The organism is Pseudoalteromonas sp. JC28 (genome assembly GCF_013319255.1).
In the GTDB taxonomy this organism is placed as follows: domain Bacteria; phylum Pseudomonadota; class Gammaproteobacteria; order Enterobacterales; family Alteromonadaceae; genus Pseudoalteromonas.
This window is the reverse complement of record NZ_QOKX01000002.1, coordinates 467,047-480,992: the sequence shown is the minus strand read 5'-3', so window position 1 is coordinate 480,992 and position 13,946 is coordinate 467,047. Positions and strand designations below refer to the sequence as shown.

Sequence of the window (13,946 nt, the reverse complement as noted above, 5' to 3'; positions counted from 1 at the left end):
AGAAGAATGGCTGATTGTTTTTTAGGTGAAGTTCGAATGTTTGTTTGCAATTTTACACCAGAGTGGTGGACCAGTTGTGAAGGACAACTACTACCTATATCGCAAAATTCAGCACTTTTTGCGGTAATAGGCTGTAACTTTGGTGGTGATTGTCGCACCACCATGGGGGTGCCAAATTTACAATGTAGAGTTCCGATGGGGACGGGGACAGGCCCTGGCCTGACACCAAATTGGTTAACCGAAAAACAAGGCGACAATGAAGTTATGCTAGTTGCGTCGGACTTACCTGCTCATACCCATACTTTTTATGGTACGACTTCATTAGCCGAAACGGTTGATACGGGGCAGGGGAATCTACTCGCTCAGTCTACAGGCTTTACTGCTTATGATAACCAACCTGATGTGGAAGAGCAGATAGCGATGGATTATGCTGCGCTTGGTACTAATGGCATGGCAAATGCTGGACATGAAAACCGCCAGCCATTTTTGGCGATTCAGTTTGCATTGGCACTAGATGGCACATTTCCACCAAGGAACTAGCTTAGTAAGGCGCAAAGTATTGGTAAGAGATTGGCTTGTTGTTGGTGCTGGTCCTTACTAATACTTATATTTTATGGTGGTAATTGAGTGTTATTATCGCTTTTAAGTTGGTAACTTATTGTGATGTTTGTAAGAGTGGTAACCAATGTGTAAAAAAGAGATTTGTCAGCTTTTTTATCTAACAAGATTAAAGCTGGTGCTGTACTTTATATTTGTTGTTTTATCTATTGGTACGACGAATGCACAGGGAATTGAGTTTGTTAATTTTGGCAACAAGATAAAGCTTGAACAGAGCAACGCTGAACCTAAGAGTGTGTATAAGTTTGCTAATTCAGAACAATTGGTAGAGCTGAGTAACAGAATAATCATAAAAATAAAGGCTGGGATGGGCGGTGGTGTTACAAACGCCTTAAAACAAAAAACAGAGGTGGGTCAGCTAGCCACCTTTGGGCCCTTTGCAGAGCACGAGTTTATGGTGGTATCGCTAAAAGACGTGTCCGCAAAGCGCTTAACTGGTGCACTAGCGATTGCCAGTGGTTTGGAGGGGGTAATATATGCTCAACCAGATATTTTACAAATAAAAAGTAAGCTCGAAGTTGAAAACAACAACGCTGCGCAATGGCTAACAAAAACCTTGTCGCAATCAGGTTCTATGAAAAGCCTACCTTTTCGTTTATTTCAGTTAGAGAAATGGCAAAAGCAACTACAACAATCGACTCAAGGCGAGGGAGTAAAAATCGTTGTTATCGATGATGGCTTTGATTTAAAACATGAGGCCTTAAGTAAAACTAAGGTATTACTCACCTACGATATTGAAAGAAGAGTCAAGGACGTACAGCCGCAAAGCCGCTTTGATAAACATGGTACTAAGGTAGTTGGAGTGATTTTTGCAGGCGCAACCAGCTTGCTGCCAGCTGAAATGGCGGGCCTTGCAATCGACGCCGGGCTTATTGCAATAAGGCAAACAAAAAGCTGGACAAGCCATACATTGGAGTCGTTACATATCGCGCAACTGGCGCAAGCCGATGTTGTTAACATGAGTTGGCAAACGCAGTGGCTATTAGAACCAATAAAAGATGCCATTGATGGCTTAGCACAAACCGGCCGAGGTGGTAAAGGAACCTTAGTAGTATTAGCCGCCGGAAATAGTGGAAAGATGATTAAAGCAAATAGTACAGAGGCGAGTATTGCGTCTGCGGTGGTGGTGGGCGCAATGAATAGCAGCGGTATGCCGGCAAGCTTCAGTAACTTTGGTAAATCGGTAAGTGCTTGGATGCCAGGTTATAGTGCTAGGGGGATTGCAAGAAATAATGCATACAGTGGTTTTGGTGGTACTTCTTACGCAGCGGCATATGGCACGGGCATGATTGCACTGCTGTTGGCTGCTGAGCCCGAACTAACGGCAAGTAAAGTCAAACAAAAGCTGGCTCAAGTGTCTGGTTTAGCGTTGGACAACCAGAGTAAGTAAAGTAATTAAACGGTTGTGTTAGCTACTGATAACACAACAAGTTGGATAAAGGTCGTTCCTACCTTGGAAGTGAGCTTCTGGGTATAAAATGTGGATAAAACTATGGATACAGAACATAACAGCGCAGCGATATTTACGCGCAGTAAACTACAAACCCATATTAAGGCTGCATTGCTATGCAGTGCTGCTATTCAGTTGCCTGTGGCAGTGGCTTCATCAGCGCTAGCAAATGCAGAGGCATTACAGGGCGGGGCGGCTCATACCGCTGTTAACCAGCAAGCGCTAGAGTACGTGCAGTCAAGATTGACAGGCAAAGCCATTACGGTCACACGCGACCCAAATTGGGGGCGGCTGGAATTTCTGCTATGTGGACCTGCTGACGGGGACCCCCGAAATACGTATTGTAGTCAATTTAAAACAGAGACGGCATGTAATGATTACGCACCTTATTGTGCTTGGGATCCTGGAACACCGACCAATAATGATCCAGAGTTTGTCAGCAACGGATCGACTAACTTTGCAGAAAATGGTACGGGCACAGTGCTGGATGTTAATGCAACCGATGGTGATGGCGGTGGCAATGACGTAGGGATCACTTACTCTTTATCTGGTACAGATGCTTCGCTGTTCAATATTCACTCAACCGAAGGTGTCATCACGTTTAAGACTGCACCGGATTATGAATCGCCGGGAGACAACGGCGGCGACAATATTTACAATATTACGGTTACTGCCGATGATAGTGTTAACACCGCTGACCAAAGCATTTATATCACGGTAACAAACGTAAATGAGGCACCACTTGTTGATTTAGATTCAACCAGTGGCAGCGATAATAGTAGTGCTTCATTTTCTGAAGGTGGTGACGCGGTAAATATCGCCGCGAATGCTGCTGTGACGGAAGCTGATGGCGACACAATTACCACCATAATAGTAAGCCTTACCAACGATCAAGACGGTGCATCTGAAGGCCTGAATGTTAGTGCATCCGCTCAAGATGCATTGACGGGAATTTCGGGTTCTTCTGATATTTCGCTACAAGATACAATTTCTATCACTGGCGCAACGGCTTCCGCGTCAGAAGTGCAAACCTTCTTACAGGCAATCACTTATAATAATACCTCCAGTACTCCCAACGAAACCGCAAGAACCGTAACTGTTGTCATCAACGACGGTACACTGAGTAGTGAGTATAGAACTGCGACTGTGGCTGTGAGCAATGTTATTGCTGCGAGCAGTACCGCAGCCGGTTTTAATACAGCAAACGGCACAAACTTATCTCCAGCAATCACTTTTACTAGTGACGATGAAACACTGACGATTGCTGATACTAGCCATATTGCTGGTTCAACTGCGGATGGGGGCGCGGGAACTGATACACTATTTGTAGTAACTGGTTCTAATCTAGCTAACTTTACGTTACTAGCTAATTTTGAAACATTAACCCCAGATAGTAACGGTTCTTTAACGCTGACCGAAACACAGCACGAAGCGTTTACCACCATCAATGGTTCAGGTACAAACCAATTTACAATATCTAGCGCGGATGGAGATCAAACCCTAACCGGTGATAGCGACATTGAAACCTATGTGTTAGGCGCTGCAATGAACTTTACCTTGGGGAGCGCGGCACAAAATGTGACGGGTAGCAGCGGGGATGACACGATTAATATAATTTGGTTTACGCCGTCAGGTATGCTCGCAGCTGGCGCAGGCACAGATACTCTACAAGTGGATAACGGCGCAAACATCAGTGGTACTGCGCTCAGTGGTTTCGAATCACTGACCTTAAATGATAATGCCTCAGTCACTATGACGGAAGCTCAGCATGACAGCTTCTCAGCAATCACAGCAGCGGCAACCGAGACGATTACAATCAGTGATGTGAGTGATGGTTTAACGGGTAACAGTGCAATTGAAACTTACATACTTTCAGCGGCTAATACCTTTACGCTTGGCGCTGCTGGGCAAAGTGTAACTGGCAGCAGTGGTGACGACACCGTAAATGTTGGTACATTCACAGCTACTGGTACGCTAGCAGGAGGCAGTGGTACAGATACGCTTTCAATTAGTGATGGCGGAAATATTGCGAGCGCGTTAGTAAGCGGTTTTGAAAACCTTTCTGTAGCAACTGGTGGCTCTGCAACAGTTTCAGTATCTCAGTTGTCATCGTTTACTGGTTCGGTTTCCGGCGACGGCACTAATTCTCTAACTGTCTCTGGCAATGGCGATATTACAACGGTTTCTGCGCTTGAAAATTATACTTTATCTGATGATTTAACCAATTCAAGAACCGTGACCGTGAGCAGTGCAGGTCATTCTGTTACTGGTACTTCAACTTCAGATGCAATTACCTTCGATATAGGTTCGCTTACCTATACTGGAACAATCACAGGCGAAAATACCACTGCCGATACTTTGTCGTTAAGTTCTGGTGCTGATATTACGGCAGCAAGTATAAACGCGGTCAGTAATTTAACGATAGCCTCCGGCGCGTCTGTTTCCATGACAGTAGCTCAACATGAAAGTTTTACTGGTAATATTTCAGCAGCTGGATCAGAAACTATCAATATTTCTGGTGATGGGGATATCACCACTTTCTCTTCGGTTGAAGTTTATAGTGTTGGTGACGATGCTAGCAATACTAGGACTATTACCATCAGTAACGGTACCACTGATGTTTCTGCAACGTCGAACGATGATGCTGTAACGTTTAATATCGGTGGTAGCTCCTACACTGGCGATTTAACTGGCGACACGAACGTAGCAGATCTTGTTTTAGCGTCAGATGGTGCGGATGTAACTGGAGGTAGATTCTTCAATATAGGAAACCTTAGTCTATCAAGTGGTGCAACTGTTGCGATTGATACGGCCAACCTGAGTGATTTTGCAACAGCGATTTCAGGGGCGGCGGGTAGTGAGACATTAAAACTTATGGATGGTGGAGAATTTGACTTCTCGACCACCTCGGTTTCTGCTGTTGAAGGCATTTCAATTGGCACCAATAGCGCAGCAACGATCACACTTACAGACAACTTTAATGCTGATGGTCAAACTGTGTCGGTTGCAAATGCCAGCGGCAGTGCAATCACATCTGACTTAGTCATAGACGCTTCTGCCTTTTCTAGTGATGTGCTAGAAATAACGGCAACAGATTTGGATGGTTCTGATACTATCACAGGTGGTAGTGGTGCAGACACTATACGTCCTGGCGGCGGTACAGATACCATGACAGGTAACGATGGTAATGATAATTTTGTCGGAGCGCAAAGTGATTTAAATGGTGACACAATAGCCGATCTTAGCATCGGAGATAAGATAACAATTACAGGTATAACAGGGTTATCAACCAGCAATATTCGCTTCAATGGTACTAGTACGCTGGAGGTGGACACCAACGCTACTACTTTTGTTAACCCAGAAATAAGTATTTCGCTCACGAATGCCGCAGGGAACGATCTTGCGTTTACGGTCGCTGACTCTGGCAGTGATACAGTGATCACCTTTGAAGTTGCAAATGATGAGCCTATCTTTAGTAATTTAAATGGTGGTAATACCTTTACTGAAAATGGAACTTCGATTGCGATAGACAGCGATGTAACCATTGCAGATACTGAGCTTGACGCACTGAGTGGCGGAGATGGTAATTATGATGGTGCGTCGCTAACAATCTCACGCTCAGGTGGCGCTAACAGTCAAGATGTATTTAGTAACACAGGGTTGCTTGGTACGCTGACTCAGGGAGGCACGTTAAGTTACGATAGCACTGAGGTCGGTACAGTCACCACTAACTCAGCAGGCACATTAGTACTCACTTTCAACAGCAGTGCTACTTCCGCGCTAGTGGATAATGTGCTGCAATCAATTGGCTACGGTAACAGCTCTGAGGATCCAAGCTCATCTGTAACACTTAACTATACCTTTAATGATGGGACGTCAGACAGTACTGGTACAAATCAGGCCGCAGTGACTATTACTCTTGTAAATGATGCCCCTACCGATATTGCATTGACAGCAACAAGCATAGACCAATCGAATACCGGAACTGCTGCGACCGTGGCGACAGCCAGCACCACAGATGTGGAAAGTGGTGACAGTCATACCTATAGCTTGGTTACGGCTGGCAGTAGCAATGGTGGTACATGTAGCGCAAATACGGGTAACGGCAGTTTCCAATTTTCAGGAGCTACGTTACAAACGCAAGCATCAACATCTCCGGGTGACTATGTTATTTGTATTCAAACGAGTGATGGAACCGCAAGTTATCAAGAGTCATTCACGATAACGGTCAACGATGACGTGGCCCCAAATGCGCCATCGACACCAGACTTGGATGCGGCTTCAGACTCTGGGGCTTCAAGCTCAGACAACATTACCAATGACACCACACCAACCTTCAGTGGTACTGCTGAGAGCGGGGCGACGGTTAAATTATATAGTGATCAGGTAGGCGGAGGTACCACGGTCATTGGTACTGGCACAGCAACGGGTGGTAATTGGCAAATTACAACGGATCCGTTGACTGCTGGGTTATCACATGCGATTTTTGCGACCGCCACGGATGCGAGCACGAACGTAAGTAGTAGCTCTAGTTCTTTAAGCGTAACGATCGATAATACAGCCCCTACCGCGCCAAGCACGCCAGATCTGACTGCTGGGAGTGATACCGGCTCCTCGAATGCAGATAACATTACTAATGATACAACGCCCACATTCACAGGAAGTGCATCTACCGGCGACACAGTGACACTAATTTCTGATCTTGATGGCGTTGTTGGCTCAGCCACAGCTGCGGGAGGTGCATGGACTATTACCCCAAGTTCGGCGATGACCAGTGGTACGCACGCAATCACAGCGCGATCAACGGACACAGCCGGTAATATTACCAATAGCAATAGCTTATCAATGGTCATTGATACGAGTGTTTCAGTGCCTAGTATTACGACTCCAATTGAGGGTGATGGTCAAATTAATGCCGCTGAAGACAGTGATGTCTTGATTGCTGGCTCTGGTGCCGATGCTAACGTGACTGTTAGCGTGAGTATTACTGACGGTTCAGCAACGCTGAGTCAAAATGTAACTTCCGATGGTAGCGGTAACTGGACTATCAGTGGCAGTGAGTTCAATGTTAGTGGATTTAGTAATGGCGAATTAACTGTATCGGCGACGCAAACAGATTCAGCAGGGAATATCTCTGGTGCAGCAAGTACCACTGTTACACTCGATAATACAGCACCTTCAGCACCGACAATTACGACACCAATTGAAGGTGATGGCCGAGTAAATGCGGCGGAAGATAATGATGTGTTGATTGTAGGAACGGGCGCTGAAGCGGGTAATAGCGTAACCGTTACTATTCATGACGGTGCAAATAGTTTTAATCGAACGGTCACTGCGGACGGCTCAGGGGCCTGGACTATAAGTGGCTCGGAATTTGATGTCAGTACGTTTAACAATGGCACATTGACGGTCTCAGCTACTCAAAGTGACGCAGCAGGTAATACCTCAAGTGCAGCTAGCACCACGATCACATTGGATAACTCAGCACCTTCAGCACCTGCGATCACAACGCCTATAGAAGGCGATGATTTAATAAATGCATCAGAAGATGATGATGTTTTGATAGTAGGAACGGGAGCGGAAGCTGGAAATAGCGTAGTTGTCACTATCAATGACGGTGCGAATAGTTTGGATCGTACTGTCACTGCTGATAGTTCCGGCGAATGGACAATAAGTGGCTCAGAATTTGATGTTAGCACGTTTAACAATGGCACATTGACGGTAACGGCATCGCAAAGTGATGCTGCAGGCAATACCTCAAGCGCAGCGAGCACGACAGTCACGCTAGACAACTCCGCACCAAGTGGGATTTCAGCTGCGATTGACCAAGATTTAATCAATGCAGGTAATGAAACTGCATTTAGCTTCACATTAACGGGCTTGGAATCAGCGGGTAGTTTTACTTATGAAATCTCAGACGGTAGCAGTTCAGTAACTAGCTCAAGTGCAATATCTATAACGGGTACTACCCACCAAGAGACTGGAATTAATGTCACCTCATTAAACGAAGGAACATTGACGTTATCTGTTACTGTAACTGATACCGCTGGGAATGAATCGAGTGCAGTAACTGACACCGTCACTAAAAAGTATAATGTTGCCCCTGTGCTCACAGGCACACCGGCAACGAGCGTCAATGAAGACAGTGAATACGACTTTACGCCGACCTTGACTGATTCTGACACAGCCGATACTCATACTTTTAGCATTACGAATAAACCAAGTTGGGCAACATTTGATACGCAAACGGGTAAACTTTCAGGTACTCCGGATGACTCTCATGTTGGCACGACTTCTAATATTGAAATTTCGGTGAGCGACGGAACGGATAGCGATACACTCACAGCATTTAATATTGAAGTAGTTAATACCAATGATGCGCCAACGGGGCAAAGCACTAGCTTCACTATAGATGAAGGCGCAACATTAACGCGGGACTTCAACAATGGCTTACTGTCGCTTGCGAGTGACGATGATCTCGATTCCAACGATAGTCTAACGATAGTAAAAGACACAGATCCGCAATACGGTACGTTAACCCTGAATGCCGATGGTAGTTTTAGTTATGTTCATGGGGGGAGTGAGAATCATACCGATAGCTTCACCTATCATGTTGAAGACAGTGCTAATGCCAGCTCGCCGGTGTACACCGTAACAATCAATATGAACGCGATTGAAGATGCACCAACGGCTGTGAATGATACGCTGACTACGCTTGAAGATGCCTCAAACTCAGTGAATGTGCTTGCTAATGATAGTGACCCTGAAAACAACATGGTTGCCTCATCGGTTACTATCAAAACTCAACCGACTAAGGGACAGTTAAGCGTTACTAATGGGGTAGTGACCTTTACGCCAACCGCGAATGAAAATGGTTCGGATTCATTTACTTATACGGTTAAAGACTCGACTCTGGCTGAATCTAATGAGGCAACGGTTAGTATAACCATTACACCTGTAAATGATTTACCAGTCGCGGCTAACTTTACACCGAATATAGACGAAGACACGTCAACTTCAGCATTGCCCGTGAGAGCAAATGCAACGGATGTCGAAGATACCAACCCAACTGGTACTATTGCACTTGAGTCTCAGCCCAGTAAAGGTCAAGCGGCAATAGACTTGAATAATGGCACTATTACCTATACACCAAATGCCAATGAGACGGGGAGTGATAGCTTTACTTACTCGATTCTTGACAGTGAGGGTGGGAAGTCAAATATTGCGACTATTTCCGTCAATATTGGCGCTGTAAACGACCGACCTATAGCGGGTAATGACACGGTAACAACAAACGAAGATACCGCGACAACATTGGCAATTCTTGCAAATGACTCTGATGTTGAAGACCAAGGTTTTGATGGTTCGGATATTGCGCTTGAAGATAAAGGCGATGGTGCAGGTAACTACGACCTTGCAACCGTTACAGTTGGTTCGGATGGTGTGCTCGCGATCACTCCAAAACAAGACCAAAATGGTATATTGACCTTCACTTATACCGTAGAAGATAGTGAAGGGCTGCGTTCTGATCCGGCGACGGTTACAGTCAATATCACAGCAGTTAATGATGCGCCAGTTGCTGTTAACAATACGGCTCAATTACTTGAAGATGGCAACATTGAAATCAACGTATTGGGTAACGATACGGATGTAGATAGCCAGCTCAATGTCGCAAGTGTTGCTATTGTTAGTCAGCCTCAAGGCGGTTCACTACAAGTACTCACAACAGGTAATATTGTTTATACACCAAATGCTAATTTCTTCGGCAATGATAGCTTTACTTATACGGTACAAGATGCTGAAGGTTTAGTGTCGAATGCAGCGACAGTCAATATTACAGTGACATCAGTAAATGATGCGCCGTTTATTTCAGGAGCGCCTTCAACTTCTGTCAATGAAGATGTTGCATACAGCTTTACACCGACAGCATTGGATACAGATGGTGATAGTTTAACGTTTAGCGTCACAAACCTTCCAGTTTGGGCGAGTTTCGACGACTCAACGGGTGCTATTACAGGCACGCCAACCGAAGGGCAAGATGGCACATATAGCGGCATCGTAATTACGGTGTCGGATGGTCAAGCTGACGCATCCTTGCCTGCGTTTAGCATAGTGGTGAATGCTGTGAATGACGCACCAGTTATCTCAGGTACGCCATCAACAAGTGTTAAACAAGACGAAGCATACAGCTTTACACCGACGGCATCCGATGTGGATTCTCAAACACTGACGTTTGCTGTAACCAATTTACCAGCTTGGGCAAGTTTTGATACGTCCTCTGGTAATATTGCGGGGACACCGACTAGAGATGATGTGGGCACTTACAGTAATATCATCGTGAGTGTCAGTGATGGTGCATTACAAGCAAGCTTACCGGCATTTGAAATCAATGTTGAGCCGGTTAACGCCGCGCCAGTAGCAAACAACATGCAAAGAGCGGTGCTTGAAGATGGAACGACAAGCTTCTCGGCAGAGGTTAGTGATGCCGACGGTGATGCATTAACAATGGAGTTAGTGTCGCAGCCACAAAATGGTGTAGTTCAAATTCAAGGTACTGTGTTTAGCTATACACCATTGCCAAACTTTAATGGTTCCGATGTATTTACTTACACAGTGTCAGACGGTGAATTTAAGTCAAATACGGCTTCAGTCGCGATGACAGTAACTTCCGTAAATGATGCACCTATTGCCGTTGATGACAGTTTCACCTTCGATGCTGTGGCTTCTAATCAGTATGTACTGCCAGTCTTGAGCAACGATAGTGATCCAGATGGCGGAACGCTAAGAATTATAGGTGCAAAAGCATCGATAGGCTCTGCGTTTATTTCAAATAACACCTTGACTTACCAAGCCGTGCAAAATACACAAGGGCCAATTGTTGTCACTTATATGATTGAAGATGAAGGTAAAGCCAGAGCAAAGGCTAATGCAAGTATTACGATTAATAATACAAGCACCGGCAATGCTCCTTCAATCACTACGCCAAGTGATTTAACAGTGGATGCAACTGGGTTATTTACAAAAGTGAACCTTGGTATTGCTGTCGCTACAGATAGCTCAGGAAACCCACTGCCAGTATCATTGGTTAGAGGCACACCTATCTTTGCACCTGGTAAACATATTGTTTATTGGCAGACAACTGATAATCAAGGACAACAAGCCACTGCGAGTCAAAATCTAAACGTCAATCCTTTGATCTCGCTGCAAAAAGATAGTCGAGTTGCCGAAGATCGTAGTCATTCTGTGAAGGTGTATCTAAATGGTACAGCACCAAGTTACCCAGTAACGGTGCCTTATACCGTAACTGGTACAGCCGATAGTAGTGATCACGATTTGCAGTCGGGTGAAGTGGTAATAAACGCAGGTACTAGTGCTACCATCACCTTTAATATCTTTGCTGATGGTATAAGTGAAGATAACGAAACCATTGTGATTTCCTTGAGTGACTCAGTTAACAGAGGCGCTAAATCTACTTCAACAGTAACAATTGTTGAGCAGAATGTGGCGCCAAGCTTAACGGCGGTCGTGCAGCAAAGTGGTGAAGAGCGTAGCCTAATTACCGCCTCTAATGATGTGGTTACCATAGAAGCTTTGGTTGCTGATCCTAATCCAAATGATCAAGTGAGTGTCAGTTGGCAGCCAGATGCAGTGTTAGTCAATACATCGGATGATCCATTTATCTTTGAGTTTAGCCCTGAAAATGTACCTACGGGTATTTATAAAGTAGGGGTTACGGCAGAAGATAATGCGACCCCCAGTTTGTCGACATCTCGAACCGTGTTTATTGAGGTTGTTCCGTCATTAGGGTTATTGTCCGGAGAAGATACTGATGGGGATTTAATTCCTGATGATCAAGAAGGCTATGTCGATCAGGATGGTGATGGTATTCCTGACTTCATGGATGCGATCACCGATTGTAATGTGGTGCAAGAACAAGCATTAGAATCAAATCAGTTCTTGGTTGAAGGTGACCCTGGTGTTTGCTTACGTAAAGGTGCAACTGTACCGCAGAACAATACGGGTGGCTTACAGCTGTTAGAGTCTGAGTTACCTTCAGATCCGGATGCAAATAATGCAGGTGGTTTGTTCGACTTTATTGCGACGGGGTTACCACAACCGGGAGATGTATATAGTATCGTGTTACCACAACGCAAACCTATCCCACTTAATGCGGTTTATCGCAAGCTAATTGGCGGTGAGTGGCAAGACTTTGTGATTGGAGAAGGTAACGAGTTGCTCTCTACTCAAGGTGAGCCAGGTTTCTGTCCACCACCTGGAAGCAACGAATGGAGCGCAGGCCTTAGCGATGGTGATTGGTGTGTGCAACTACGTATTGTTGATGGTGGTCCAAATGATGACGATGGTATTGCCAATGGCAGTATTGTCGACCCAGGTGGAATTGCAGTACCAATTACGGATAACGCACAACCCATAGCTAACGCCGACAGTGTGACAATTGTCTCTGGTCAAACAATTATAATTGATGTGCTTGAAAACGATACGGACAGTGACAATGATGCACTTACCATAACGGGGGCGAGCGTCGATTTCGGTGTGGTTAGTATAGAAAACAATCAATTGAATTACACACCACCAGCTGCATTTATGGGTAATGCTACTATTCAATATAGTGTCACTGATGGTCAGGGGGGATCGAGTAATAGTACCGCAACGGTTTCTATTATTGCTAATCAACCACCACAAGTTGCGAACGATACGGCAACCTCAAATGGCTCAAAAATTATCATTGATGTACTTGCAAATGATAGTGACCCTGAAGGTGGCGTGCTAAGCATTGTTTCTGCAACAGCAGGCCAAGGTTCTGTGGCCGTCAATATCGATGGTACGTTGAGCTACACACCAAAAACGGGATTTGAAGGTACAGATACAATTAACTATGTTGTTAAAGATGAGTTTGGTGCGACGGCTGAAGGCCAAGTAAATGTCACTGTAGCGGTGAAACAAGTTACATCAATAACTAACAAGTCCTCAGGGACTATGGGAGGCATGTTGTTACTATTAATCAGCGCGGTGGTGATTCGCCGCAGAAAATCACTCTTACCTGCCTTTGCATTAGTAAGTAGTAGTTGTTTATTAACAACACAGGCACAGGCGAGCAATTGGGAGTTAGAGGCGACATTTGGGCAGTCAAATGCAGACAGTGAAATTAATTCTACTGAGCTAAACGTTGTCAGCTTAGATGAGAAAAGTAGCAGTTGGTCGATAGGCGCATTTTACGAATTAATACCCAATTGGCATATTGGACTTCGTTATATCGATCTTGGCCAAGGTAGCGTTGAGTTTTCGGGCTTAAGTGCTGATCCTGAACAAAGCCAAATGACTTTGGCACGAGTTGCTCCTGTCTTGCCTGAGGGTCTTGCATTACAATTCAACTACTCAAAATCATTTGCAGATAAGTTTGTTGGTAAAATGTTCTTGGGTGCGTTTAATTGGGATTACAAGATTAACAGCGTTCGGGATGGTCGATTTTCCACTCGTTACGAAGACAGCGGTACCAGCGGTTACATAGGCGGTGGTGTTCATTATCAACTCAGTGAAGCTTTGACATTAGGAGTCGATTATAGCCATTATTTCATTTCAGCAAATGATGTAAATGACCTAGCTCTTAATTTGAGCTATCGTTTTTAAGCTTAACTGCAGTTTTAGCATTGAAAAGGCCTCAACTAAATGTTGAGGCCTTTTTATATTGGCTGTCACTCGGTGCAGCTTGTTTCATGATGGAGCCATTTTGATACGAGGTAAGTCTCTTCAATAGCTTATTTGGAAATCTTCAGCTGCTTTGAATCGGAAAGTGCGGATAAGAAGTGGGATACATATTAAAGAAAAAGCTCTCTTGCGAGAGCTTTTGGGCTATGTT

At 44.9% G+C, this 13,946-nt stretch carries 3 protein-coding genes; all 3 read left to right on the top strand.

What is annotated here, in order from left to right:
* Window positions 1-6: 6 nt before the first annotated feature.
* The 3 genes from DS891_RS07305 (at window position 7) to DS891_RS07295 (ending at window position 13,717) form a co-directional block, all read left to right on the top strand.
* On the top strand, window positions 7-540 hold the full coding sequence (locus DS891_RS07305) for a phage tail protein (protein ID WP_174169346.1): 534 nt from the start codon (window positions 7-9) through the stop codon (window positions 538-540).
* Between the two features lie 145 nt (window positions 541-685).
* On the top strand, window positions 686-2,008 hold the full coding sequence (locus tag DS891_RS07300; protein WP_174169345.1) for a S8 family serine peptidase: 1,323 nt from the start codon (window positions 686-688) through the stop codon (window positions 2,006-2,008).
* Window positions 2,009-2,110: 102 nt separating this feature from the next.
* The gene (locus tag DS891_RS07295) at window positions 2,111-13,717 is read left to right on the top strand and encodes an Ig-like domain-containing protein (protein WP_174169344.1); all 11,607 of its coding nucleotides are present in this window, start codon (window positions 2,111-2,113) and stop codon (window positions 13,715-13,717) included.
* The last annotated feature ends 229 nt before the right edge of the window (window positions 13,718-13,946 follow it).

Bases quoted from the DNA above. Each gene is read 5' to 3' on its own strand.
- DS891_RS07305 (WP_174169346.1), top strand. From the start codon at position 7: ATGGCTGATTGTTTTTTAGGTGAAGTTCGAATGTTTGTTTGCAATTTT.
- DS891_RS07300 (WP_174169345.1), top strand. From the start codon at position 686: ATGTGTAAAAAAGAGATTTGTCAGCTTTTTTATCTAACAAGATTAAAG.
- DS891_RS07295 (WP_174169344.1), top strand. From the start codon at position 2,111: ATGGATACAGAACATAACAGCGCAGCGATATTTACGCGCAGTAAACTA.